This window comes from Hymenobacter swuensis DY53 (genome assembly GCF_000576555.1).
In the GTDB taxonomy this organism is placed as follows: domain Bacteria; phylum Bacteroidota; class Bacteroidia; order Cytophagales; family Hymenobacteraceae; genus Hymenobacter; species Hymenobacter swuensis.
Genome location: NZ_CP007145.1, coordinates 3,744,091 through 3,769,834 on the forward strand (window position 1 = coordinate 3,744,091; position 25,744 = coordinate 3,769,834).

Sequence of the window (25,744 nt, forward strand, 5' to 3'; positions counted from 1 at the left end):
GATTCGTGGGTAACTTTACTGTACGCTTCGCGCCCTAACGGCCGGAGTTGCTTGCCCATGCCCGTTTTCTCGCACCTTCACTCGCACACCCAATATTCCCTGCTCGATGGTCAGGCCAGCATTTCGGCCCTGATGAAGAAAGCCCAGGCCGACGGTATGCCGGCCGTGGCCCTCACCGACCACGGCAACATGTTCGGGGCTTTCAACTTCGTGGCCGAGGCCAACAAGTACAACGTGAAGCCAATTGTGGGCTGCGAGTTCTACATGGTGGAGGACCGCCACAAGAAGGCCTTCAGCCGCGAAAAGGGCGAGCGGGACAAGCGCTACCACCAGCTGCTGCTGGCCAAAGACCAGGCCGGCTACCACAACTTGAGCAAGCTCTGCTCCATGAGCTTCATCGAAGGCGTGTACAGCAAGTTTCCGCGCATCGACAAGGAGCTGCTGCTCAAGTACCACGAGGGCCTGATTGCTACCAGTTGCTGCATCGGCGCGGAGATTCCGCAGGCCATTCTGTTCCAGAGCGAGGCCAAAGCTGAGGAGCTGCTCAAGTGGTGGCTCGACGTGTTCGAGGACGACTATTACATCGAGATTCAGCGCCACGGCCTGATGAACTTCGACGGCACCGGCAAAAGCCAGGAAGACGTGAACCAGGTGCTGTTGGGCCTGGCGAAGAAGTACAACGTCAAGGTTATCTGCACCAACGACTCGCACTATGTGGAGCAGACCGACTTTGCGCCCCACGATATTCTGCTGTGCGTGAATACCGGCGAGGAGCACAGCATCCCCGTTGGCGACTTCCAGACCCAGTATTTCCGCCTGATTTCCCAGGACAACAAAGTTCACTACGACCACCTCGACAACTTGCGCCACCTTTCCGGGCAAGATGCCACCATACGCCGCCAGCTCCAGCGGATTGATGAGGAAGCACAGAGCCCCAAGCCCCGGGCGCGGTTCGGTTTCGCCAACGACCAGTTCTATTTCAAGAACCAGGCGGAGATGAACGCGCTGTTCAGTGACGTGCCGGAAAGTGTGGATAACACCAACGAAATCGTGGATAAAATCACGCCGCCCGTGCTGCAGCGTGACATTCTGCTCCCCAATTTCCCGCTGCCCCCCGAGCACCCCACCGCCGACGCCTTCCTGCGTCACCTCACCTACAAAGGCGCGTTCGAAGGCCCCAAACGCCGCTACTCTGAGCGCACCCCCGAGATTGAGGAGCGCCTCGACTACGAGCTGCGCGTGATTGAGACGATGGGCTTTGCCGGCTACTTCCTCATCACCCAGGACTTCATCAACCACGGCCGCAACAATGGCGTGGCCATTGGGCCGGGCCGGGGCTCGGCGGCGGGCTCGGCGGTGGCCTACTGCGTCGGCATCACCAACATCGACCCAATCAAGTACTCGCTGCTGTTCGAGCGGTTCCTGAACCCGGAGCGCGTGTCCATGCCCGATATTGACATCGACTTCGACGACGTGAACCGCCAGCGCGTGATTGACTACGTGGTGGACAAGTACGGCAAAACCCAGGTGGCCCAGATCATTACCTTCGGTACGATGGCCGCTAAATCGTCGATTAAGGACGTTTCGCGGGCTATGGAGCTGCCGCTGCCGGTGGCTAATGACTTAGTGAAGATGGTGCCCGACCAAGTGGGCACCACGCTGGCCAAGGCCTTTGCCGAAAATCCTGAGCTGGACTACATCCTACGCGACGAGGCGCCTGACAACTTGCGCGGCCAGATTCTGCGCCTGGCCCACAAGCTGGAAGGCTCGGTGCGCAACACCGGCATCCACGCCGCCGGCGTCATCATTGCCCCCGACGACATCACAAAGTACATTCCCGTCTCCACGTCCAAGGACTCGGACCTGCTCATCACGCAGTTCGACGGCAAGGTGATTGAGAGTGCCGGGATGCTGAAGATGGACTTTCTGGGCCTCAAAACCCTGACCATCATCGTCGATGCCATCAACCTGATTGAGCGCAACCACGGCGTCAAAATCGACATCGACGAAATCCCGATTGACGACCAGAAGACCTACGAGCTCTACCAGCGCGGCGACACCATCGGCACGTTCCAGTTCGAGTCCGAAGGCATGCGCATGTACCTCAAGGACCTCAAGCCCACCAACATCGAGGACCTGATTGCCATGAATGCCCTGTACCGGCCCGGCCCGATGCAGTTCATCCCGAACTTCATCAACCGCAAGCACGGCCGCGAGACGGTGGACTACCCGCACGAGTTGCTGGAGCCCATTCTAAACTACTCCCAGGGCATTATGGTGTACCAGGAGCAAATCATGCAGACGGCCCAGATTCTGGCCGGCTACTCCCTCGGCGGCGCCGACTTGCTGCGCCGCGCCATGGGTAAGAAGGACATGAAGAAGATGGCCCTGGAGCGGGAAAAGTTCTGCGCGGGCGCCGAGAAGCTGCACGGCATCAAGGCCAAGAAGGCCAACGAGGTGTTTGACGTGATGGAGAAGTTTGCGGCCTACGGCTTCAACCGCTCCCACTCCGCGGCCTACTCGGTGGTGGCCTACCAGACCGGCTACCTCAAGGCCCACTACCCCGCCGAGTACATGGCCGCCGTGCTCACCAACAACATGGGCGACATCAAGAAGGTGACCTTCTTCATCGAGGAAGCCCGCAAGCAGGGCGTGGCCGTGCTCGGCCCCGACGTGAACGAATCCATCCTGAAGTTCAACGTAAACGCCCAGGGCCAGATCCGCTTCGGCATGGCCGCCATGAAGGGCTCGGGCGAGGCCGCCGTGGAGGAAATCGTGCAGGAGCGCGACAAAAACGGCCATTATGCCGACATCTTCGACTTTGCGCGCCGCGTAAACCTGCGGGCCGTGAACAAGAAAACCTTCGAGAGCATGGCCCAGGCCGGCGCCTTCGACTCGTTTGACCGCTACCACCGCCGTCAGTTCCTAGAAGCCCCCACCGGCGACCAGAACCTCATCGAGAAGGCCATGAAAGTCGGTCAGCAGCACCAGGCGGCCAAGGAATCAGCCCAGCAAAGCCTGTTTGGCGGCGGGGGCGGCGAAATGGCCATCCCGATGCCCAAAATCCAGGACCTGGAGCCCTGGAGTCCCACCGAGAAGCTGCGCCGCGAAAAGGAAATCGTGGGCTTCTACCTCTCGGGTCACCCCTTGGACGACTTCAAGCTCGAAATCGACTCCTACTGCACCTGCGGCCTCGACAAGATTGAGAGCTACAAAAACCGCGACGTGACGGTGGCTGGCCTGATTTCCAACGTGCAGTTCAAGACCACCAAAACCGGCCAGCCTTTCGTGAGCTTCAACGTGGAGGACTACGAAAGCAGCCTCAACCTAGCCCTGTTCCGCGACGACTACTCCAAGTTCTCGGCCCTTATCAACCCGCGCAACTACGACAAGGAGCAGGTGCCGCCCATGTTCATCCGCGGCAAATACGCCCAGCGCTTCCGCGACTCCGACCAGTTCGAGTTCAAGATCATGACCATGGAGCCGCTGTTCAACGTGGCTGAGAAGCTCGCCAACGGCGTGCGCGTGCAGTTGGATCTGCGCACCATCACCGAGCCCTTCATGGACCGCTTCATGGAAGCCGTGGAAGGCTGTTCAGGTTCCAAAAAGCTCGAAATCAAGTTCGCCGAGCCCCACGAGCACCTGGCCGTCGACACCTATTCCCGCCGCTACCGCATCGAGCCCAAAGAGTTCATCCGCAAAATGCGCGAAATGGAAATCGACGCCTGCCAGCTGATTTAGGCTGCTTCTTCGCTGATTAATTCGACTTTTACCGCCGCCGCGCCTTTCCCGGGTCGCGGCGGTTTTATGAACTCTCTAGTAGGTGTGTTGAAATGTTGTTATCCGTGAGCCGTAGCCTTATTCTACTAAGTCTCCTGTTAGGCTTGCTGTCCTTGTCCCGGGTCCAAGCACAGCAGTACTACCTCGACCTGAGCCACCAGTCGCTCAGCCTGCCTTCCCGAACTGTATCCGTGACGCAGGTGGTAGATGGGCGGCCGGGTAAACCCGTCATTGGGCTGGTGTATCGGGGCCTCGCTAACCAGCAGGCAGCCGTGCTTTTCCGACGGGGCCTGGAAGCGGAGCTAACTGATTTTCTGCGCCAGCAACTGCCCGCCCGGCCCGAAGACCATACCGTGGTACTGTGCCTGCGCCAGCTCCGGGTGGGCGAGCAGATGGCCGGCATCACGGAAAAAGCCAGCGCCGACCTGGCCGCCGACGTGTACGAACAACTACCCGACGGCTACCACTTCGTGCGCAGCGTGGCCGCCCATACCTCGACCCGCGCCCTCGAAACCACCTACCTGCACGCTGAGCACGTGGCCCAACTGCTGCAAAAGTGCCTAGAGCAACTCACTACTTATCACTGGCCCACTACGCCCGCCAGCCCCGCCCGTACCCTGGCCCAGATGCTCACCGATTCCCCCATGGCCATTCCTGCCGCCAACGCCGCCGCCGGGGTTACCCAAGCGGCCCGGCCGGCCATTCTGCAGGAAGCACCCCGGCCGGGCGTGTACTACTCGTTCGGGCAGTTTCTGGCCAACACTCCCGCGTCCGGTCTGCGGGCCATGGCCGACACCGTTTCCTTCGGCTTCGGAGCCCCGCTGGCCCGGCGGCTCTGGCGCGGGGTGCCTCGGCTGCGGGTGCGTATCCTAAATGAAAAAAACCAGTTCCAATCGGCCAAGGAAGTCTGGGGTTTCTCGAATGGTCGCCAGCTATTCGTGCAGCACGAGAAAGAGTTTTTTCTCCTGCACCGCTACCACGACTTTTTCACCTTCGTGGGTGAAACTCCGCCCGATGTTGCCTACATGCAGTCCCGGGCCCAGAGCAGCGCGGCTGTGATGGGTGGCGTAATGGGCGCCATGATTGCCAACAACGCCAATAATGCCAACGACCATACGGCCGAGCCGATGGGCTACTCCGTTGATATGCACACGGGCCAGGCTGGGCAGTTCCCAAACCCACTGCTACTGCCCCCGATCCGCAACGACACCGCTTACATCTACCTTTACCGTTACGCCGATACCGCTGCTACCCCCGTCTCGTTCTCCCTCGATGACCAACCTGCCGGCCAGCTAAAGCTTCGGGAGTACCTGGAAATTCCCTGGCCTTATCCCGGCCGGATGCTGCGCCTGTGCCTGGATCTGCCTGGACTGCCCTGCCAGCTCATCATTCCCAATCCCGCTGGCCTCAACTACCTGCGTGTAACTACCCCCAGTTCCCCAACCGCACGGCCCATCTGCGAGTGGGTAAGCACTGCCCAGGGTGAGGCCGACCTCGATGAAATTGACCGCCAACGCGCCCAGGCGCCGCGCTAGACTATTCGTTTCGTTTCTGACCGGATTGTGATTTATGAGCAACTCCAGCAGCTCTGCTTGGCCTACGCATCAGAAACTGCCGTTCGACCCGTTATGTGGCTTCCCTCGCGCCCACGAGCACCTGGCCGTGGACACCTACTCGCGCCGCTACCGCATCCAACCCCAGAAGTTCATCCGCAAGATGCGCGAAATGGAAATCGACGCCTGCCAGCTAATTTGATTGATCCATACCACCAGCACGTCATTCTGAGCAGAGCGAGAAATCTCGCGTGCTGACGTTGTGATGGTAAGATTTGCTCTTGAGTCTTCGGATCAAGATCTGAGTAACATGCCCTATTATTATGGATATCTTAAATATGAAGAGGATTTTTGCTCTACTGTTTTGCTGTGCGTTGACAAGTCACCTTTACGCACAGACATATCTAGCGAAAAACGCTATGCGTGCTCGAGAGATACCTGTGCCGAAGAATGTGGTCAAGAAATTCAAACGAACGTATCCGAACGCTCACATTGATTCGTGTTATGTCTATGGCAATGTAGAAGCAAAAGAAGAAGATTACATGTTCTATTCTAGGCAACAGAACCGGGTACTTAATGTGGCTTTTGACAGGCATTGCGCATTTACTGAATCTAAAACCGAAATCTCTATAGAAGAGCTTCCCATAGCATTGCAAAAAACAATTAGCCAAAACTCTTTCCACGCGGAAAGCATAGGTAAGGTCTTTAAGCTGGTTGGGAGCCGAAGAAAAAATGAAGTTGAATATTTGGTAGAATGCTTTACCAACTATCAGGGCAGTCAACTGAAGATACTTATGTATTTCAATGCAGCAGGTTTCGGAGCCAATCCAGGTTTCAGGTAGGCACTTGTGCGGTAGAGCTGCTTCGGCAAGCTCAGCATGACGTTCTTTTTTAGGGCGAATCAGTACCTCAAAAATAAACTTTCAATTTTTATTGAAAGTTTAAAATACTCCGTTACATTTGAACCATGCAACTCGACGAAGCCAAGCGCAGATTCATTGAAGGCTGGGGCACCCTGGGCTCGGCCTGGGGCGTGAGCCGCACAATGGCGCAGGTGCACGCGCTGCTGCTGGTGTCGCCGGGGGCGCTGAGCACCGAGGACATCATGGAGCAACTGCAGATTTCGCGGGGCAACGTGAACCTGAACGTGCGCGCCCTCATGGACTGGGGCATCGTGCGCAAGGAGCTGCGGCCCGGCGAGCGGCGCGAGTTCTTCTCGGGCGAAAAGGACATTCACCGTGTGGCTACCCTGATTCTGCAGGAGCGCCGCAAACGCGAGTTGCAGCCCATCATGCGTGTATTAGGCGAAATCAGCGAAGTAGAGCCATCCCCCACTGCCACGCCCGAAGAAACCGCCGCCTTCACCCAGATGATTGGCAGCATCCAGAGCTTCGCTTCCTTTGCTGACCGCGCCGCCTCCACGCTCATCAAAGCCGATGAGAACTGGTTTCTGAGCACGTTTATGAAGCTGATGCGGCCTGGGCCTTAGCACCTCGACAGGCCTTTTTTTGCCTTGCATATTTCAATAATTACTGAAAGTTTAGAATACACAATTTCTTATTCACAGGCGAAGTCCCTCTCTTCTTCCCTCTTTCACCATATTGTATGGAACCCCCACTTCTAATTCTGGCCGGCGGCACGGGCTTTCTGGGCCAGCACCTGCGGCGCTACTTCGCGCGGGCCGGCTACCGGGTCCGGACGCTTAGCCGTCGCGCCTCCGGCCCCGATGAGCTGGCCTGGGACGGCCGTACCCTCGGGCCGTGGGTTGCTGCTCTGGAAGGTGCTGCCGTGCTGCTCAACCTAGCCGGCCGCTCCGTCGACTGCCGCTACCACGCCGTCAACCGCTACGCCATCGTGCGCAGCCGCACCGACAGCACCCGGGTGCTGGGCGACGCCATAGCGTCTTGTCGCAACCCACCGGCTCTGTGGCTGAACTCCTCTACGGCTACCATTTATGAGGATACGGCTGGCCGGGCTCCGGCCAATACGGAAGCCGCCGGCCGGATCGGGCGCGGGTTCTCGGAGATGGTGGCCCAGCAGTGGGAAGCCGAGTTCAACCTGGCTGCCCTGCCCCATACCCGCCGCGTGGCCCTGCGCACGGCCATTGTGCTGGGAGCCGATGGGGGCGCGCTGCCCACGCTGGCCCGGCTGGCGCGCCGGGGCCTCAGCACACCCCACGGCCACGGCCGGCAGTGGGTCAGCTGGCTGCACATCGAGGATTTCTGCCGGGCCGTGGAATTTCTGGTGGCGCATCCGGTGCTGGAAGGTTCGCTCAACCTATGCGCTCCGGAGCCGCTGCCCAACGCCGCCCTGATGCAGTTGCTTGATACCTACTACCGCCCGCGCTGGCATCTGCCACAACCGCGCTGGCTGCTCGAAATTGGAGCGTTTCTGCTGCGCACCGAAACCGAGCTGATTCTGAAAAGCCGTAAGGTGGCGCCGCAGCGGCTACTGGAAGCCGGCTTTCACTTTCAGTTTCCCTCCTGCCGAGCGGCTCTCGCCGACTTATTACCTCAGCTATCCTAGCCTGCTTCCTTATCCTATTCCGGTTCCGCGCTCTTTTCTTCTTTTCACCCCCAATTTTCTCTGCCATGAACTTTCACCTCCTGGTGTACGGCGTTTACCTGCCCGTTACGGTACTACTGACAGTGTGGGTTGCCCGCACGCTTTTCAACAACGGTCGCCTGTTTCTCGTCGATATTTTTCACGGGAATGAGCAACTGGCCGACTCCGTGAACAAGCTTTTGCTCATGGGATTTTACCTTATCAACATCGGCTACGCCATGCTCACGCTGCAGAGCGGCGACCCAATTATCAGCTACCAGCAGAGTGTGGAAACGCTCAGCATTAAGATCGGGACGATTATTCTGATTCTGGGTGGCATGCACTTCTTCAATCTGTACGTGTTTTATAAGCTTCGGCACAAGGCGCAGGAATATGCCCGCGCGTATCATTCGTAGTCGATTAGGTTAGCCCTATGCTATATCCGGCTCCGGAGGCCTTGGCTAAGCGCGGCCGGGTCGCCGGGGCCTTGGGCTGGTTGAGCGGCAGAACCCCTACGCTGACCGAGTGAACTTTCCCGGCGGCTGCTTGTTGAATCGCAATCTGCTACCTTGCGGCCCGCTTGACCGTACACTAGCACTGAAAACCCTTTCAACAAAAAAAAACGACTGTTATGGGACATAAAGCCATCGAGATTACCGATGCTAACTTCGACCAGATCATCAACTCCGACAAGCCTGTGCTTGTGGACTTCTGGGCCGAGTGGTGTGGCCCCTGCCGTATGGTAGGCCCGGTAGTGGAAGAACTGGCCGGCGAATACGAAGGCAAAGCCGTTATCGGCAAGGTTGACGTCGACTCGAATCCCCAGACCTCTGCCAAGTTCGGTATCCGCAGCATTCCTACGCTGCTGGTATTTAAGAACGGCCAGGTAGTTGACAAACAAGTTGGTGCCGTTCCGAAGCACGTACTGGCTCAAAAGCTGGACGCTCAGGTAACTGCCTAGTTTTAGAAGCCCAAAAAGCCCCGCTCTTCATAAAGAGCGGGGCTTTTTGGGCTTCTGGGGGTACCGGGGGCCGTTAGCGTACAACGCGGGTTTGGCCATCGTGCTTCTGCCGGTAGAGCACCCGGTCGGCCTGACGTTCTTCATGGCGCACCGTTTGCCGTTCAGCGGGCGTCACTACCCCATCGGCACGGGCCGCCTGGCGAGCCTGGCGGGTATCTGCCTGCTGACCTTGCGCGCGGGCAGCCTCAACCCGGGTCAGCTGGCCCGATCGTACTCCCTGACGGATACGGGCTTGGTCATTGGCGCGGGGTGCTACCTGCGCGGAGGCGGTTGCAACGGCAAAAAGGCAAAGGGCGGCGGCAGCAAAAAAGGAACGTCTCATATGCGTAGCAAGTAGGAGGTGGTATGTGTAGCTAAGATGGCTAGCCAGCACGCAGGTTTAATTCACCTGTCTGATTTCTGACGGTTCATACTACTACCACGCAAAAAAGCCTTGCCTATACACATATAGACAAGGCTTTTCGTTTGCTGCTGTTTTATTCCTCACCATCGGGGGCGGCGGCACGGGCTTCCGAAGGCGGCACCTGCGGAGGTCGCAGCCCGGAGGCCAGTGAGAAGTTGGGCGCGAAATAGATGGGAATGGTGAACGTCATGGCGGTGGGTAGATTATACTCCCGACCCGGCTCGAACGGTGGCAGATTGGCCACTACCCGCCGCGCCTCCAGATCAGCCTCGGGAGCCAGGCCCTGCACTACCCGCACCTGTCCCACACGGCCGTCCTCACCCACCGTATAGCTCACGTACACATTGCCGGTAATACCCTTGCGTCGGATGTTGCGCGGGTAGTTGGTTGTGCGGGCCACGTAGCTCAAGAGCGCCCCTTCGCCGCCCGGGAATCGGGGCATTTCGCGGGTGCGCACCCGGCCCATATACGGTGAGCCATCTTTGTTGAAAAAGGCCAAAGCCAATGGTTTACCCTGGCGGTCGGGCATTTCAATGGCGCTCAATTCCCCGGAATCATAGTAGTAACGCCACTCGCCCACGGCGCGGCCGTTGTTATAGCGGCCTTCGGAGCGTTTCTGGCCATTGCGGTGCACTGAAATCCAGCGCCCTACCCGCTGCCCGTCGGAGTAGTCGCCGCGCAGGTTCACCCGGCCATCTTCGTACCAGCCCAGATACAGGCCATCCGCTTCGTCGTTACGGTAATGCACCTGAGCGGCCTTGCTGCCATCGGGATGGTACCAGGTAAGCAGGCCGTTACGCACCGGCGGATCAATGGAGGATAGCGTGCCTTTCAGCAGCAGCGTACCTGACAGGGCGTACTCCCGCATGGCATAAGTACCCAGCAACTCATTTTTGCGGTCCACGATGCGGTAGTGCGTGGCACTGTCGGGGATAGTGGCCTCATCCCGGTTGTTGAGATACACGGCAGGTAAACTCTGGCCGTGGCCCGCCTGGGTCAGGAACGCGAAAGACAGGAGAAAAACGTAGTGAATCCTCATGAGCAACCTGATTAAGACGCCAGCATGGTTTTACGAAATATAACCAACAGAACATCAGGGCCCAAGCGCCCATTGAACTTCACTCAAAAAGTACCATTTCAGCTGGCTGCCAGCCAATTCAGGGCCACCGGTTTACTGCAGGCTTTTTCTTTAAACACAATAGCCGCTACTCCACCTATAGGGAGTAGCGGCATCATATAGGAACTCTTATGCAGGACTACGGCCGCCTTAGCCTACGTCCTCGCTTACTTCCTGCAACTGAATGGGGCGGTTAAAAGCTTCTTCGAGCGAAATCAGCGTTTCAGTTCGCTCAATGCCTTCGATTAGCTGAATCTGCTCGTGCAGCACTTCGCGCAGGTGGTTCGTGTCACGGCAGATGAGGCGAGCAAAGATACCGTACGCGCCGGTTGTGAAGTCGATGCTTACTACTTCCGGAATCTGGCGCAGGGCGGCTACTACGCTTTCGTACACGGAGCTTTTCTGCAGATAGATTCCCAGAAAAGCCCGCACGCCGTAGCCGAGCTTTTGATAATCAATCTTGAGGGTAGCTCCCTGGACAATGCCCAGTTCTTCCAAACGAGCCATTCGGACGTGTACCGTACCACCCGAAACATGCACCTTTCGGGCAATTTCGGTGTAAGGCATCTTCGCATCATCAATCAACAGGGCCAGAATTCTCCGGTCGGTGTCGTCAAGTTCGTAATTACGCGCCATTTTTCAGGGTGTTGATTATCTATATTCCAATGAAAGAACCTCTTTTTTAAAAAGTATGTAATTTTTTTTACAAATGTCTGAAATTATTTTATAACATCAACCAACCTAGTACATTTGTCATAATCCAACGCAAGCGGTAGCGGATTGTTTTACACTGTAGAATGATGAAACTGGCAGACATGCCCTCCTCTCTCGGGGGTGGAGATTCGGGAAAAACTGGTCCGGCGGCCGGCTAACCACTCCGTGGAGGTTCGAATCCTTCTTCTACAGCAGCAAAAAAATTGGGTGGATAATGTGAGGAGGGAAAACGGGACGTATCTGGGTGGGTACGTTCTGAATCGAGAGGCGGCATCTGGGTGGGTGCCGCCTTTTCTTTTTCTATCCGGTCCACCATCATTTTTGCAGCTTTCACACCGGCATTTTGCAATCAGGCCGCAAAGTTCACCTTTTCCCGTCGGAAAAACACTGATAAAGACAAAAAAGGCTCCGGGCAGTTGCCCGGAGCCTTTTCTTTTTTGCAGAACCTGACACTGGAGTTACCAGAGCCTATTTATAAATCTGCACCTGCCGCTCACCGTTGGCCTTTACATAAGCCCGGTACATGCCGGCTGAGTTGAAGGGCAGCGCAATATTGCCCTGCCGGTCCAGGGCAATCAGCCCGCCATCACCACCCATTTTTCCCACTTTATCCATGGTAGCCTGGGCGGCCTCTGCTACCGGCTGGTGCAGCAACTCCACCCGGGCCGCCACATCCCGGGCCACAGTAGCCCGAATAAAGTATTCACCCCAGCCGGTACACGATACGGCACAGGACTGGTTATCGGCGTAGGTACCGCAGCCGATGATGGGCGCGTCGCCGACGCGGCCGTAGCGCTTATTGGTCATCCCCCCGGTGCTGGTGGCGGCAGCTAGATTCCCGAACTGGTCGAGGGCGACAGCGCCAACGGTGCCGTACTTCTTTCCTTCGGTGAAGATCTGGCTTTCGGGCAGGGCTGTGCTCTGGGGCTTGCCGCCTTTCAGCTTCACTTTACTCTTTTCAGACGGGGAAGTAGGTGCGTTCAGCTGATCGGGGCTACCGGGCTTGCGCTCCTCTGCCAAGGCTTGCTGGAGCTGCTGATACCGAGCTTCTGTGTAAAAATAGCTGGGTGGCACTATGGCTAGGCCTTTTTCGCGGGCAAACTGCTCGGCTCCGGAACCGGTCAGCAACACATGCTCTGACTTCTCCATGACAGCCCGGGCCGCCCGGATAGGGTTGCGCACCACCGTAACGCCGGCCACGGAGCCGGCGGCCAGGTTACGGCCGTCCATAATGGCAGCATCCATTTCGTTGCGGCCATCGTGGGTGAATACGGCTCCTTTGCCAGCATTGAACAGGGGCGAATCTTCCATGAACCGCACGGAGGCCTCCACGGCGTCGAGGGCAGTACCACCTTTCTTGAGCACGGCATACCCGGCGTCCAATGCCTGATTCAGCGCGTCCTGGTAGGCTTTTTCCTTCTCAGGCGTCATCAGAGCCCGGGTGATGGTACCGGCGCCACCGTGAATCACCAACGTGATACGGGACGCATCGGGGGCGGCAGTAGACGGGGTAGCCGACTGCGCCTGCAGCAGCGCGGGGGAGGTAAGCAGAGCAGCCAGAAGGGTGGCACGAAAGAAACGACTGAACAACATGGCAGTGTGCGTAAAAAACGGATGGTCCGGAAAGATAAAAACCCCGCTCCGGACTATGCTCGGAAGCGGGGTTTTTATTAGCCGTTTGGCTTTAGCGGGTGGCTACCTGCTGGCGGTAACGGGCCAGCCCGGCGTCTAAAAACTTGACGAACCCCGCTACATCGGGTTCGTAGGCAATGGGTGGCGTGAGCGTATGAGCTAAATCGGCGGGGGCGTTGGGGTCAAGCAGTACGTAATAAGGCTGGGCATTCACGTTGAAGCCGGTCAGCTGTAAATCGGCGTTTTTCTTACCGAGCGTGGTTTTTTCCTTTTGGTCGTGGGCGGAGGTGTACCACTCGTTGCGGGGCAGAGGGGCTTTGTCATCCACATACAGGGCTACCACCACAAAGTCGTTGCGCAGGCGGCGTAATACTTCCGGATCCTTCCAGACGGTAGCTTCCATCTTGCGGCAATTGACGCAGGCATGGCCGGTGAAATCGATAAAAATAGGTTTGTTGCGGGCCTTGGCGCAGCGCTTGGCCTGTTCCAGATCGAAGAAGCCCTGCAACCCGTGCGGCAATTCCAGAAACTCGGCATAGCGCGGCGCTTCGCACTGCGCGTCGGGCGTGGTGCCGGTGGATACGGCCGGAGCTTCAGAAGAAGCGGCCAGGGAGAAGTCGTTACGGCTCTGGGGGGGCAGATAGCCGGCCAGCAGCGGCAGCGGGGCCCCAAATAGGCCCGGCACCAGATACGTCATGAAGCTGAACGCCAGCACGGCCATCAGCAGGCGACCCACGCTCAAGTGTGAGAGGTCGGAGTCATGGGATAGTTTGAAACGCCCCAACAAATACAGCCCCAGCAAACCTGATAGCGCAATCCAGAGGACCAGATAAATGTCGCGTGGAAGCAGATTCCAGTGATAAGCCAGGTCGGCCATGCTCAGGAATTTGAGGGCCAGCATCAGCTCCACGAATCCCAGCGTGACTTTTACGGTGTTGAGCCAGCCGCCGGAGCTGGGCAGACTTTTCAGCCAGGTGGGAAACAACGCGAATAACATGAAAGGCAAGGCAAAGGCCAGCGAAAAGCCCAGCATCCCAACAACCGGCTGGATTCTTTCGCCCTGCGCGGCCATCGTCAGAATAGATGCCACGATGGGGCCGGTGCAGCTAAAGGAAACGACCACCAGCGTGAGGGCCATAAAAAATACCCCCGCCCAGCCGCCTTTATCGGCCTGCTCGTCAATCTTATTGACCATGCCATGTGGCAGCGTGATTTCAAACAGACCCAAAAAGGAGAGGCCGAACACCACAAAAACTGCGAAGAAAATCAGATTAGGCAGCCAGTGGGTGCTGATGAGGTTGAGGCCGTCGGCCCCGAGCAGTATGGTAGTCAGCAACCCAACCACCACATAAATAAAGATGATAGACAACCCGTACACCAACGCCTTCAAAATACCTTGCCGGCGGTTGGCGGAGCCTTTCGTAAAAATAGAAACCGTCATGGGAATGAGCGGAAACACACACGGCGTGAGCAGTGCCCCCAGCCCCGACAGAAACGCCAGCAGCGCGAACCCCCACAAACTGTTTTCACTTAGGGCGGCAGTGGCCCCTGAAGCAGCTCCCATCGCACCAGCAACTTCGGCAACAGCGGGCGCGGCGGTAACGACTGGGGTAGTATCGGCGGTGGCCTGGGCTGCTGGTGCTACCGCCACGGCAGTAGCAGCCGTGTCAGCTGAAGCGGTAGTCACACTAGCGGCGGGCGTGGCAACCGGCGCAACGGCACCGGTAGTGCCTTTGGTGGCAGCCGGGGTAGCCGGCGCAACAGCGGAGCCAGTTACCTCAATTAGGCCGAAGTTCAGGCTTTCCTCGCCGGGAATGCAACGGCCATCTACATCAGTACAGCTCTGAAACTCGGTTTCGGCCTTGATGGTGAGCGGGCCGGGCTGCAACAGCCGGATGCGCTGGGTAATGCGGCCGGTTTTTTCGAAATACGTGACGTTGCCCTTGAACACGTCATCATAATGCTTGGTGGCCCCGATGGATTTGGGCGCGCCCACTAGCTCGTAGGCCGGGCTTTTGGCGAAGGTGAAGGTAAACACCGTCGGACCAAGATCGGGGTCGAAGTCGGTAGCGTAGAGGTGCCACTTGTCGTCGATGCGGGCCGTCACGATGAGGTCCAGTTCCTCGCCTACCCTAGCGGTGGGCTTGCTGAGAGCCGTGGAAAGCTTGGTGGGCTGCAGAATTTGGCCGGCAGCACTGCCGGCCATGCTCAACACGAGCAGCAGCGGCAGCAGAAAATAATATCGGAAGAACATCAGCAAAATGAAAAACAGCGGAAATGCAGACCGGCAAAGGTCGGTAGAAACCCTAACAGCCGGACGAGTTTATCGGTTTTTTAGTGCACCGCTACCACCGAATTCGGGTAAAGCCTGATGGCGCGCCAACTGCTTGCCCGGAATCACGTACTTTTGTTTCATAAAGGCAACTGGGCCGCGTGAGCCCGAGTTGCCGTACCTATGATCTTAAATATCGTTTTCACTGTTCTGCTGGTACTGCTGAACGGTTTTTTTGTGGCAGCAGAGTTTGCTTTCGTTAAAGTTCGCCCGTCGCAGATAGACATCAAGGCGCAGAGCGGAAACCGGCTGGCCAAACTCGTGCAGAGTATGCTGCACGACCTCAACTACTACCTATCGGCTACGCAGCTGGGCATTACGGTGGCGTCGTTGGCACTGGGTTGGGTGGGTGAAAGCGTGGTGGCAGCCGTGGTGCTGGCCATCATTGACCGGCTGGGTCTGACGCTCACGCCTACTGTGGTTCACCAGATTGCCATTGCCACGTCGTTTACGCTCATCACCATTATGCACATCGTGCTGGGGGAGCAGGCCCCCAAGGTGCTGGCCATTCAGAAGCCCGAAACTACTTCCATGGCTATTGCCATTCCACTACGGGCCTTTGCTTTCATTACGTTTCCGCTGATTTGGGTGCTCGACCGGCTGTCGAATATGGTGGCCGGCCTGTTTGGCGGCAATGCTACTCACGGCTCCGAAGTACACACGTCGGAAGAGCTACGCCTGCTGCTGGATCAGAGCAAGCAGAGCGGTGAAATTCAGGAGTCGGAGCACGAGCTGCTGGAAAACGTGTTTGAGTTCAACGACCGGATGGTGAAGCAGATTATGGTGCCCCGCACTAAGCTGGCCGCCATTGATGTGAACACGCCCCAGGATGGCATCCTGGAAATGGTGTATAACGAGGGCTACTCGCGCATTCCGGTGTTCGAGGGCAACATCGACAACATCGTGGGGGTGCTCTACGTGAAGGATCTGCTCCAGATTATCCGGCGCAACGAAGCTATTGAGCTGCCCAAAATCATGCGGCCGGCTTACTTCGTACCCGAAACCAAAAAGATTAACCGCCTGCTACGCCAGTTTCAGCGCAAGCACATGCACATGGCCATCGTCAGCGACGAATTCGGCGGCGTCTCGGGTATCGTAACCATTGAGGACATCATGGAGGAACTGGTAGGGGAAATTCAGGATGAGTACGACAACGAGGTGCCGGTAGTAGAAAAGGTGTCGGAAACCGATTACCGCGTGAATACGGCCACCCCCATTTCCGACGCCAACGAGTACCTGCCGCATCCGTTGCCCGAGGGCGACGACTATGAAACGGTAGGTGGCCTGCTCAATGTGCTTTACGGCAACATTCCGGAAGTAGGCGACGTGGCCGTGCTTGACAACTACGAGTTCCGGGTACTGAAACGCTCCCGCCGCTCCGTAGCTATCTGTACGCCGGGGTGCCGGCCCGCAAAATCAAGCCCGTAAGTGAAGTTCAGCGCGCTGGCATGCAGCAAACGGCCGCCAATTATATCATGTACGCCGGCTGGTTTCGGTCGGAGTCTCAATAGTCCTGCCGCTACCATTACACACAAAAAAGCCTCCGTACGGAGGCTTTTTTGTGTGTAATGGTAGCGGGCCGGCATTAGAGTACCAGCGTTTCACCATTGTCTTCTAGGCGCTCCTCCGCTGTTGTTACGCGTAGCTGCACGAGCTCCCGGTTCGCACTGCGTGTTTTCCAGCACCACGGCCCCGGCCGCAATAATGCACCCCGCTCCCACTACGGCCTGGTCCATCACAACGGCCCCCATCCCGATAAGAACGTCGTCTTCCACGGTGCAGCCGTGCACAATGGCTTTGTGGCCGATGCTGACGCGGGAACCGATGACGGTAGCAGCCTTCTGGTAGGTGCAGTGAATCACAGCACCGTCCTGAATATTGGTCTGGTCGCCGACGCGGATGCTGTTCACATCACCGCGCACCACGGCATTGAACCACACGGTACAGTCGCGCCCCAGCGTCACGTCGCCCACGATAGTGGCATTTTCGGCCAGGTAGCAGTCAGGGCCAATTTCGGGGTATTTCCCTTGAACGGGTAGGATGAGAGCAGGCATTCAGATGGAGTTGGGGAGTTATGAGACTCTGGAAGTGAGCAGTTATGAGAGCTAGCCTGGGCTGCTTGCGCGGACGAAATGGCAGGTTCGCCATTGCCCCGCTACCGCGTCAGCATGCGTTTCCAGGTGCTTTTTTCCCAGTTGTACTTGAGGGTACTGGGCAGGGCTTGCCAGAAATACTTACTGGTTTCAACGGCAAAGCTGGGCTGCATGTAGCAGTTGATGGTGCAGCCTTCGCACTGCGGCAGCCGGCCTTCCAGCGCGGCCAGCCGCTGCACTTCAGCCGAATTATATAGCGTGTGCAGGCCACCTTCGATAGGGAATTTCTGCTCCCCCAGGTGGTAGCAGGGCAGAACCAGTTCGTTGCTGGGGGAGATGACCAGCGTGGTGCTGGCGGCCCGGCACACCGGTGCCGCTACGTGGTTGCCTCCGTCGCGGCGAAGCTGAATAAATGCTTCGTTGAGGTACACCCCGGGCCGCTTGCCGAAGGCCGAGAGGTAATCCAACTCCTCAGCGGTCAGTTGCTCCCCAGCGGCCACGGCATTGTACTCAAAAGCCGGGTTGAGGATCAGGACCAGCTTGTTGGGTCGGGTGATTTCGTCGTATACCCGCTCCAGATCCTTAAGATTCTCGCGGAATACCGTGAACAGCACATCGGGCCGCTCACCCAGCTCCCGTGCCACCCGAATGCTTTCCAATACGAAATCAAAGCACGCTACGCCCCGCCCCTTGTCGTGCACTTCTTTCTCCGAGGAATCGAGCGAGAAGTGTAGCATATCCACCTTACCACGCAGCCGCTCGGCGTACTTCGGGTATAGCAGGCAGTTGGTGGTAAGCGTCGTGATAAAGCCCATATCATGCGCCAACCCTACAAACTCATGAATCTGGCGGTGCAGCAGTGGCTCGCCGCCCGTAAAGTCCACTACCGATACGCCCAGCCGCTTCAGGTCCCGCAGGTTCTGCTCCACATCGGCCAGGGTGATATACGGCGAGGGTTTCTCCCAGATGTCACAGAAGGAGCACTTGGCATTACACCGGTAGGTAACGTAGTAATTGCACAGAACCGGATGACGAACAAGACGCATAGTTTTTGACTGTTGGCGGATAGCAGCTGCACGCCGCGCCAAAGCTAATAGCTAAAACGCCAGAGCCGGCCGCTTGTTCAGGCTGCGCGACAGAAAGCCTAGTGCGGCAACGTCCCCCAAGCGGTATCCCAGTGCGCAGGCGTAGCCGCCAGGGCCTCCGGAGTAGCCGGGCCATAGTGCTCCAAGTAGTAATTGCAGAAGCCTTTGAGCGGACATCGGGCACAGTCGGGCTTGGCAAAAAAGCAGATTTTCTGGCCGTGCCAATAGTTGTGTTTATGGAAGTTGAGCAGCACCAGAGGGTCTTTAGGTAGCTGTTCCAGCAGCACTTGGTGGGCTTTATCGGCAGAGGCTTTGGGGCCAATCATGCCTACGCGCTGGGCAATCCGGTGAACATGCGTATCCACCGGCAGCACTGGCTTTTGAAAGTTGAACAGCAGCACCAGAGAAGCCGTTTTCAGCCCGATGCCCGGCATATCATTCAGCCATGCCATACCTTTTTCGGTAGGCCAGTCGGCCAGAAAATCCAGCGCAAACTCTCCCCGCTCTGCCTGAATACGGCGCAGTATCTCCTGAATGCGCGGGGCCTGTGTATCGGGCCAGCGGGTGGTCCGGATGGCATGGGCCAGCGCAGCAGTAGGCGCGGCCAGCACTCGGGCCCAGTCGCCGAAAGCCTCCAGCATTCGGTCGTAGGCCAGTTCCTCATCGGCATGCGTAGTGCGGTGCGAGAGAACCGTGGAAATCAGTTCCCGCATAGGCGACCTACGCGGGTTATCCAGGGTGAGCGGTGGGTAAAACTGGTTCAGCAGAACATGATCCTGCCAGGTTTTCTCGGCGGCTGGTGAGTTGTAGGTAATGGACATAGAGGTTATGCAACGGAAGGCACTGGAAACAGTACGGCCCCGCCACCAGACTGGTGACGGGGCCGTCCAAAAATCCTTACTTCCGAAAGATTAGATGGTGCCTTTTTCAGCGGCTTTCTTCAGTTTTTCGTTGGCGAAGATGGCAATTTCTACCCGGCGGTTGGCAACGCGGCCAGCTTCCGTGGAGTTGTCAGCTACGGGCTGCTTCGAGCCGTAGCCGGTTACCGTGAAGCGCGAAGCATCTACGCCCTGCTGCTGGGTATAATTGGCAACTGCCTGCGCCCGACGCTGCGAAAGCGGGTCATTGATAGCATCGGAACCGCTGGTGTCGGTGTGGCCTTCTACGATGACGTTCGTGTCGCCGTATTTGATGAGGGTTTTAGCCAGATCCTGGATGTTTGCTTGAGCAGAAGACGTGAGCGACGAAGAGTTTTTAGCAAACAGCAGGCCCGAGTCGAAAGTAATTTTGATGCCTTCTCCCACGCGCTCTACTTTGGCGCCCGACATTTCTTTCTGCAACTCAGCAGCCTGCTTATCCATGCGGCGGCCGATCAGCGCGCCACCGGCACCACCCACGGCAGCCCCGATAATGGCCCCCTTAGCCGTACCGGATTTGCCCCCTATTACGCGGCCTAGGACTGCGCCACCGGCTGCCCCGCCCAGACCACCTATAACAGCACCTTTAGCGGTTTTGCTCCAGGGTTTCTTGGTAGTAGTCGTTTGGGCTTCAGCATAGTTACTGCCCAGCAGCAGCACCGCCAGCAGCAATGCATACAACGAACGAAGATTTTTCATGGGTTTGGGGAGGGTTAGAGTGTGTTGGTGTGAAGTAAGCAGAAAATGAGGAGTTCAACGGCTCCGGTACAAAACAAGCCTGAAAGATTCGGCTCCGAGCAGCAATTTGCAACCACCTTGCCAAAAACGAAAAAGCAGCCATAAATATTATTAAAAACCTCTTCCCTCTATTTAGAGCAGCATTTTCAGCCTTCCGAAAAGCAGAACAAAATATGTATAAACCAGGCATTTTCTATTGCACCACAGAATAACCGGCGCGTAAAAATCCTGTTTCCGGTGTTGAGTTTGGTTGGCTCGGTCAAGTACCGAAACAAAAAAAGCCACCCCGTTTGGGGTGGCTTTCTTGTAGCGCAGCCAGTTGGCTTACAGCGTGCCTTTTTCGGCAGCCTTCTTCATCTTCTCGTTGGCGAAAATGGCAACTTCTACCCGGCGGTTAGCCTGCTTGCCTTCCACCGTGGTGTTGTCGCCGATGGGCTGGCTGGAGCCGTAGCCCTGCGTCGATACGCGGGCAGCGTCAACCCCTTGCGAGGTGGTGTAGTTAGCCACGGCCTGGGCCCGCCGCTCCGATAGGGGCTGGTTGATGGCGTCCGAGCCGCTGGCATCAGTGTGGCCTTCAATCAGTACGTTGGTATCGGGGTATTTCTTCAGGACTTCGGCCATTTTCTGGATTTCCGTCATGGAAGCAGCCCGCAGGTCGCTTTTGTTGGTATCGAAGAGGATACCCGAGTCGAAGGTGATTTTAATGCCCTCTCCTACGCGCTCCACTTTGGCGTTCTGCATATCACGCTGCAGTTCTTCGGCCTGCTTGTCCATTTTGCGGCCGATGAGTGCCCCACCGGTACCACCCACGGCAGCACCGATGATAGCGCCGGCAGCCGTGCCGTTTTTGCCGCCGATTACGCGTCCTAGTACGCCACCAACTACGGCTCCGCCACCAGCACCGAGCAGACCGCCTTTAGCCGTTTTGCTCATGCCGGTTTTGCGAGGACCCGTACCGTTGGTATCGGCTTCCGGAATGTTGGGGTTGCGGGTGGTGGCGCAGGAGCTCACGAAGAGCACGAAGGCCATGAGCAAGGTCAGAAGCGAATTGCGAGATGTCATGGTAGTAAAGCTTGGGTGAGAGAGAAGAACCGGATTGATCGGTTTCCGGGGTACTTACTGTGGTTTGGTTAAAAATGTTCGGCAAATATAAGCTCAACGCTATACCAGCCGATATTCAGGCAGCAGCCTTTCGGTAGGCCATACCGAAAAGCCCGTTAAACTCGCCAAATGCGCGTTTAACGGGCTTTGCCAAAAAGCTTGCCGAAAATTACGAACGTATTCGCCGGCACTCTACCGAACAGAGGTAGCAGCCTCAGGAACAGCAACTTCGACGGGTTTCAGCATAGTCAGCAATTCCGTAAGTTTCTGCTTCAACTCCTTGCGGTCCACAATGAAATCGAGGAAGCCGTGTTCCAACACAAATTCGGCACTCTGGAAGCCCTTGGGTAAATCTTTGCCGATGGTTTCTTTGATAACGCGCGGCCCAGCAAAGCCGATAAGTGCGCCGGGCTCAGCAATGTTGAAGTCGCCGAGCATGGCAAAGGAAGCCGTTACGCCGCCCGTGGTGGGGTCCGTCAGCAGAGAAATATAGGGTAAGCCGGCTTCGGACAGCAGCGCCAGCTTGGCCGAGGTTTTGGCCATCTGCATAAGGGAGAAGCCAGCTTCCATCATGCGGGCCCCACCGGAGCGGGAAATCATGAGAAAGGGCAGGCGGTTCTGCCGGGCATAGTCGATGGCGCGGGCAATCTTCTCCCCCACCACCGAGCCCATCGAGCCCCCGATAAACTTGAAATCCATGGCTGCTACCACCAAGCCCAGGCCATTCAGCTGGCCGTGGGCCGAGCGCACCGCATCTTTCAGGCCGGTACTTTTTTCAGTAGCGGCTACGCGCTGCGGGTAGGCCTTGGTATCCACAAAGCCCAATGGGTCGGCCGAATGCATATCGGCATCCAGTTCCTGGTACTGGTGATTATCGAAGAGAAAATCGAAGTAGTCGGCGGCATCAATCCGGTCGTGGTGGCCGCAGTTGCCACAGGTAGCTAGCAGGCGCTTATGCTCAGCCATCGTGGCCACGGTTTTGCACTCGGGGCACTTGTACCACAGGCCGTCGGGCGTCTCTTTTTTCTGCTCCGTCGGCGTGACGATACCTTTTTCTTTACGCTTGAACCAGGATGACATATTTCAGATGGGATGCTTAGGTCAGTGAGAGAGGAAAAGGCCGGCGACGGTTGCCCCTGCGGCCCCGGCTGCCAAGGTGCAAGTTACGGCAGAATCCAAAAGCACGAAACGAGAATCAAGGTAAGACAAAGATTGAGGATGTGGTAGCCCAACCAGAGCAGCGGCCGGTAGTACATCCGGCAGGCACGGCTTACCTTGCCGTTCAATACATCTGCGCCTGATGCCGCAGTCCTGAAGTTGTACGCTCAATCTTTTCTCTCCGTGAAAAACCTGCCTGCTTTTGTTTTCGGTGCGCTGCTGGCGGCTACGGCTCTGCCGGGCTGCGTGGCCTCCAAAAAATATGACGACCTAAAAGCCCGTCAGACGGCTACTGAACAAGCCAAAACCGACCTGGAACGCCAGCAGCGCCAAGCCGTGACGGAGCTTAAAAAGGCCTCCGATGAGCTGGCGCAGCTGCGGGTGGAAACCCGCCGTTTGGTAGATGACTCCACCGAAACCGGCCGTAACCTGCGCCGTACCCGCCAGCTCAACACCCAGCTCACCGACAGCTACGACAAGCTGCTGAAGAACTCCGACCGGGCCATGGCCGATAAATCGGCGGATTACAACAAGGTAGCCAAGGACTTGGCCCGCCGCGAAGCCGAGCTGGGCGAGTTGGATACCAACCTGCGCAAGAGCCGCGCCGATATCGACAAGCTCACGGCTGACCTCACGGCCCGCGAGGCGCGCCTGGCCGAACTGCAGAAAGCCCTGGCCGAGAAGGACAAGGCCGTGGACGCCCTCAAAGCCAGCGTGAGCAACGCCTTGCGCGGCTTCCAGGGCACTGATCTGCAGGTGAAGATGAAAGACGGCAAGGTATACGTTTCGCTTTCTGAGCAGCTCCTGTTCAAATCGGGCTCCACTAAAGTAGACCCCAAAGGCCAAGAGGCATTGAAGCAACTGGCCACGGTGCTCCAGCAGCAGCCCGACGTGAACGTAGTGGTGGAAGGCCACACCGATAACGTACCCTTCAGCCGCCCGGCCGGTGCGATGCAGGACAACTGGGACCTGAGCGTGCTGCGCGCCACCGAAATTGCGCGGCTGCTTACCGCCGGCGGCGTGCAGCCGGACCGCGTAACGGCCTCGGGCCGCAGCCAGTACGTGCCCGTAGCTGCCAACGACTCGCCCCAGAACAAGGCGCTCAACCGCCGCACCGAAATTATCCTGACGCCTAAGCTCAACGAGCTGCTCAAGATTCTGGACAGCAACTCCACGGCGGGGGGGAAATAGGATTTTGGTATCTTACTTATTCTTCCCGGATTACCTCTAAATGACTTATTCGATGAAAACTACTTACCCCATGTTTCGGCTGCTCGTTGTTGCCGGGCTGCTGTGTGCCAGCTTTGCTGCGCATGCTACCCACTACTTGGCTGGCAACATTACGTACCGTCGTTACCTGCAGACCAATCAGTATGAAGTCCAGGTTATTCTGTATACAGATGCCGGTCCTAATGCCGTTGATGAACCTGCAACAGAGCTGCATTGCTTGCCCAATCTGGAAGCCGGGTGCGCTGCCGCTTTACAGAATGATATCAGTATGCAGCTACTGCGGCAACGTTTCGAACTGATCAACCCAGCCCAGTGTGGCGCCTCCAACGTCAAGAAAAATTTCTACACCGGTTTGGTTACCCTCCCGCCGAACCGCTGGACGCTCCTGGTTGATAACGTCAATCGAAGGGCAGGAATTATCAACATCAACAATTCGGTAAATACCAGCGGCACCATTTCCGCAACTTTGGATAACTCAACCGGGCTGTTCAATAACTCTCCAGAATTCGTTTCCACCGAAATACTGAGCCTGAACGGCAACCAATACCATCGGTTTACGGCAAAGGCTGCTGAGGTTGATGGCGACTCAGTAGCATACGAATTTGTTGCTCCCCAGCAAGGCTTCAAGGCTCAAGGCTGCCCTCAACCTGCAGGTGGCTTCTACCAGCCGCCCCATTTCCGGCTTGATGCCGTTACGGGCGTATTGGAAACGGTACCCTTCACACTCGTTCAGGGCGACTATGTTATTGCCATCCAGGCAAATGAATTCCGTCGACTGAACGGTAGGTGGACCAAAATCGGCAGCGTGCAGCGCGACATGCTGTATACGGTGCGGGCTGCTTCTGCAACCAATACCAATCCTCGTTTCAGTGTGCTACAGCGCGGTAGCGCAACCTTAGATTTCATGCAAGCTATTCCCGTAAATCCTGGGCAAACGGTTGACCTGACGTTAACTGCCGCCGACCCTGATGCCGGCCAGCAGCTTGCTTTTAGCAGCTTCACGCCCACGATATACAGTGCGCTGTACCCATTCGCCAGCTTTCCGGCCGTACAGAAACTATCGGCCACCCAGGGCCGCCTGACCTGGCAGGTACCCGCTTCCCTGCCTTTGGGCCTTTACCAGTTCGGCCTGACAGTTACGGACGACTTTTGCCCGCAGAGTGGTCGGGAAATCCGGTCTATTGCCTTTGAGGTAACAAACCGGGTTCTTACAGCCTCGACAAAAGCAATAGGCAACGTTATAACAGCGTATCCCATGCCTTTTCATGACCAAGTTCAGTTTCAGTTGCCCCGCAGCCGGAGCCAGCAGATACTTATCACAGATGAAGTAGGACGCACTGTAGCCCAGCTCACCAGCCGGGCCGATGGTACGGTGGTATGGCAGCCAGCCGGTTCCGTCAAGCCAGGAACCTATCTGGCCCGAACTACAGAAGGCTCTTATTCGGTGCGCCTAGTTCATTACTAGTAGTGCTTCCCTGAGTTTACAGTGCAATGGTCAGCTTCCGACGGGAGCTGACCATTCTTATATCCACCCGAAGCAATGGCCCTACTGCACTAAAGCGCGCACAACCGGCAATGCCCGGCCGGCCCACTGGCGCATGTGCAGGCCAGAGTAGTGCAGGCCATCGGGCGCAAACTGGGCCGCCTCATAGTTGGTGGCACGGGTCAGGTCAGTGATGTTGATAAACTCAACCGTCACGGTTGCGCACTCCTCGCGGGCCACGGCGTTAAACTGGTCGATTTCCTGACTGATGCGGGCCTGCGGATACCCCCGGCCAGCGGGAGTTTGACCCCAGTCCGGGATGGATAGCACGAACACGCGGCGGGGGCGTCCTCCGGCGAATCGGATGGCCATTTGCAGCAGCTGGCGAAATTCTACGCGGTAGGTATCCAGCGGCAGCCCCCGAAACTGGTTGTTCACCCCAATCATCAACGACACCAGCTCGTAGGTTTTGGAGTTATTGGCCGTTGCAATGCCCTGCTGCAGCTCACTGGTGGTCCAGCCGGTCCGGGCAATAATATCGGGCGACTGTATGCCCTCGGCCTGAGCCAGACCGGCCAGCTGCACGCCCCACCGGTCCTCAGCCGGTACGCTCTGCCCAATGGTGTACGAGTCACCAAGTGCCAGAAAGCTAACGGCCTGAACGGGAGCCTCGGGTGGCGTAACAGGAGGCGCGGGCACTGGGTCGTTTTTCTGTGAACTACAGCCTAATACCCACACCCAAACCAGGAAAGCAAGCAGAATACGCACCATACAAAACACTATTGAGTGCAGACGTACGAACCCCCAGTCCCCGCCAGATTGCCCCCTTTCGCCGCTAACCAG

At 57.3% G+C, this 25,744-nt stretch carries 23 protein-coding genes; 12 read left to right on the forward strand and 11 right to left on the reverse strand.

All coding sequences use genetic code 11. The annotated features are described in order from the left end of the window. The first annotated feature begins 57 nt into the window (after nt 1-57). The 9 genes from dnaE (at nt 58) to HSW_RS17335 (ending at nt 9,235) form a co-directional block, all read left to right on the forward strand. Nucleotides 58-3,741, forward strand: coding sequence for a DNA polymerase III subunit alpha (gene dnaE, locus HSW_RS17295; RefSeq protein ID WP_044002998.1), 3,684 nt, complete (start codon nt 58-60; stop codon nt 3,739-3,741). A gap of 143 nt (nt 3,742-3,884) precedes the next feature. Next, complete coding sequence (locus HSW_RS17300) at nt 3,885-5,315, forward strand: hypothetical protein (protein WP_155833024.1); 1,431 nt, start codon at nt 3,885-3,887, stop codon at nt 5,313-5,315. A gap of 34 nt (nt 5,316-5,349) precedes the next feature. After that, nucleotides 5,350-5,535, forward strand: coding sequence for a hypothetical protein (locus tag HSW_RS17305; RefSeq protein WP_044003000.1), 186 nt, complete (start codon nt 5,350-5,352; stop codon nt 5,533-5,535). 121 nt (nt 5,536-5,656) lie between these two features. Then, a complete protein-coding gene (locus tag HSW_RS17310) occupies nt 5,657-6,175 on the forward strand; it encodes a hypothetical protein (RefSeq protein ID WP_044003001.1) in 519 nt (172 codons plus the stop codon). 125 nt (nt 6,176-6,300) lie between these two features. Then, entirely contained in the window at nt 6,301-6,822 is a 522-nt protein-coding gene (locus tag HSW_RS17315; RefSeq protein WP_044003002.1) for a GbsR/MarR family transcriptional regulator, read from the forward strand. Nucleotides 6,823-6,938: 116 nt separating this feature from the next. Then, nucleotides 6,939-7,859 (forward strand): TIGR01777 family oxidoreductase, encoded by a 921-nt coding sequence (locus tag HSW_RS17320; protein ID WP_044003003.1) that lies wholly within the window; start codon nt 6,939-6,941, stop codon nt 7,857-7,859. Nucleotides 7,860-7,924: 65 nt separating this feature from the next. Next, nucleotides 7,925-8,293: a hypothetical protein gene (locus HSW_RS17325; RefSeq protein ID WP_044003004.1), complete on the forward strand. Its 369-nt coding sequence runs from the start codon at nt 7,925-7,927 to the stop codon at nt 8,291-8,293. A 215-nt stretch (nt 8,294-8,508) separates the two neighbouring features. Beyond that, on the forward strand, nt 8,509-8,838 hold the full coding sequence (gene trxA, locus HSW_RS17330; RefSeq protein WP_044003005.1) for a thioredoxin: 330 nt from the start codon (nt 8,509-8,511) through the stop codon (nt 8,836-8,838). Between the two features lie 91 nt (nt 8,839-8,929). Then, complete coding sequence (locus HSW_RS17335; protein ID WP_155833026.1) at nt 8,930-9,235, forward strand: hypothetical protein; 306 nt, start codon at nt 8,930-8,932, stop codon at nt 9,233-9,235. 139 nt (nt 9,236-9,374) lie between these two features. On the opposite strand, the gene HSW_RS23035 is transcribed toward HSW_RS17335, so the two are convergent. The 4 genes from HSW_RS23035 to HSW_RS17355 all read right to left on the reverse strand — a co-directional run bounded on the left by HSW_RS23035 (nt 9,375) and on the right by HSW_RS17355 (nt 15,018). Further along, a complete protein-coding gene (locus HSW_RS23035) occupies nt 9,375-10,340 on the reverse strand; it encodes an energy transducer TonB (protein ID WP_052346568.1) in 966 nt (321 codons plus the stop codon). 228 nt (nt 10,341-10,568) lie between these two features. Continuing rightward, nucleotides 10,569-11,054 carry an AsnC family transcriptional regulator gene (locus HSW_RS17345; RefSeq protein WP_044003007.1) on the reverse strand — a complete coding sequence of 162 codons (486 nt, stop codon included), beginning with the start codon at nt 11,052-11,054 and terminating at the stop codon, nt 10,569-10,571. A 546-nt stretch (nt 11,055-11,600) separates the two neighbouring features. After that, nucleotides 11,601-12,725 carry an isoaspartyl peptidase/L-asparaginase family protein gene (locus HSW_RS17350; RefSeq protein ID WP_052346569.1) on the reverse strand — a complete coding sequence of 375 codons (1,125 nt, stop codon included), beginning with the start codon at nt 12,723-12,725 and terminating at the stop codon, nt 11,601-11,603. A 91-nt stretch (nt 12,726-12,816) separates the two neighbouring features. Then, nucleotides 12,817-15,018, reverse strand: coding sequence for a protein-disulfide reductase DsbD family protein (locus HSW_RS17355; protein WP_044003008.1), 2,202 nt, complete (start codon nt 15,016-15,018; stop codon nt 12,817-12,819). 201 nt (nt 15,019-15,219) lie between these two features. On the opposite strand from HSW_RS17355, the gene HSW_RS17360 reads away from it, so the two are divergent. Further along, nucleotides 15,220-16,524 (forward strand): hemolysin family protein, encoded by a 1,305-nt coding sequence (locus HSW_RS17360; protein ID WP_052346570.1) that lies wholly within the window; start codon nt 15,220-15,222, stop codon nt 16,522-16,524. Between the two features lie 173 nt (nt 16,525-16,697). On the opposite strand, the gene HSW_RS17365 is transcribed toward HSW_RS17360, so the two are convergent. From HSW_RS17365 to accD, 6 genes are all read right to left on the reverse strand, one after another. Then, nucleotides 16,698-17,150, reverse strand: a complete 453-nt coding sequence (locus tag HSW_RS17365; protein WP_052346571.1) for a gamma carbonic anhydrase family protein — start codon at nt 17,148-17,150, stop codon at nt 16,698-16,700. Nucleotides 17,151-17,251: 101 nt separating this feature from the next. After that, nucleotides 17,252-18,235 (reverse strand): radical SAM protein, encoded by a 984-nt coding sequence (locus HSW_RS17370; protein ID WP_044003009.1) that lies wholly within the window; start codon nt 18,233-18,235, stop codon nt 17,252-17,254. 98 nt (nt 18,236-18,333) lie between these two features. After that, nucleotides 18,334-19,095 carry an endonuclease III domain-containing protein gene (locus HSW_RS17375; protein ID WP_044003010.1) on the reverse strand — a complete coding sequence of 254 codons (762 nt, stop codon included), beginning with the start codon at nt 19,093-19,095 and terminating at the stop codon, nt 18,334-18,336. Between the two features lie 90 nt (nt 19,096-19,185). Continuing rightward, nucleotides 19,186-19,890, reverse strand: a complete 705-nt coding sequence (locus tag HSW_RS17380) for an OmpA family protein (protein WP_044003011.1) — start codon at nt 19,888-19,890, stop codon at nt 19,186-19,188. A gap of 363 nt (nt 19,891-20,253) precedes the next feature. Then, nucleotides 20,254-20,958 (reverse strand): OmpA family protein, encoded by a 705-nt coding sequence (locus HSW_RS17385; RefSeq protein ID WP_044005008.1) that lies wholly within the window; start codon nt 20,956-20,958, stop codon nt 20,254-20,256. A 264-nt stretch (nt 20,959-21,222) separates the two neighbouring features. Next, a complete protein-coding gene (gene accD / locus HSW_RS17390) occupies nt 21,223-22,110 on the reverse strand; it encodes an acetyl-CoA carboxylase, carboxyltransferase subunit beta (RefSeq protein ID WP_044003012.1) in 888 nt (295 codons plus the stop codon). A 261-nt stretch (nt 22,111-22,371) separates the two neighbouring features. Here accD and HSW_RS17395 point away from each other — a divergent pair, with 261 nt between their 5' ends. Together HSW_RS17395 and HSW_RS17400 are read left to right on the forward strand one after the other, a co-directional pair. Beyond that, entirely contained in the window at nt 22,372-23,379 is a 1,008-nt protein-coding gene (locus HSW_RS17395; protein WP_052346572.1) for an OmpA/MotB family protein, read from the forward strand. Between the two features lie 40 nt (nt 23,380-23,419). Beyond that, on the forward strand, nt 23,420-24,883 hold the full coding sequence (locus HSW_RS17400) for a hypothetical protein (protein ID WP_155833027.1): 1,464 nt from the start codon (nt 23,420-23,422) through the stop codon (nt 24,881-24,883). Between the two features lie 81 nt (nt 24,884-24,964). On the opposite strand, the gene HSW_RS17405 is transcribed toward HSW_RS17400, so the two are convergent. Beyond that, the gene (locus HSW_RS17405; protein ID WP_081768475.1) at nt 24,965-25,672 is read right to left on the reverse strand and encodes an SGNH/GDSL hydrolase family protein; all 708 of its coding nucleotides are present in this window, start codon (nt 25,670-25,672) and stop codon (nt 24,965-24,967) included. Nucleotides 25,673-25,744: the final 72 nt, after the last annotated feature.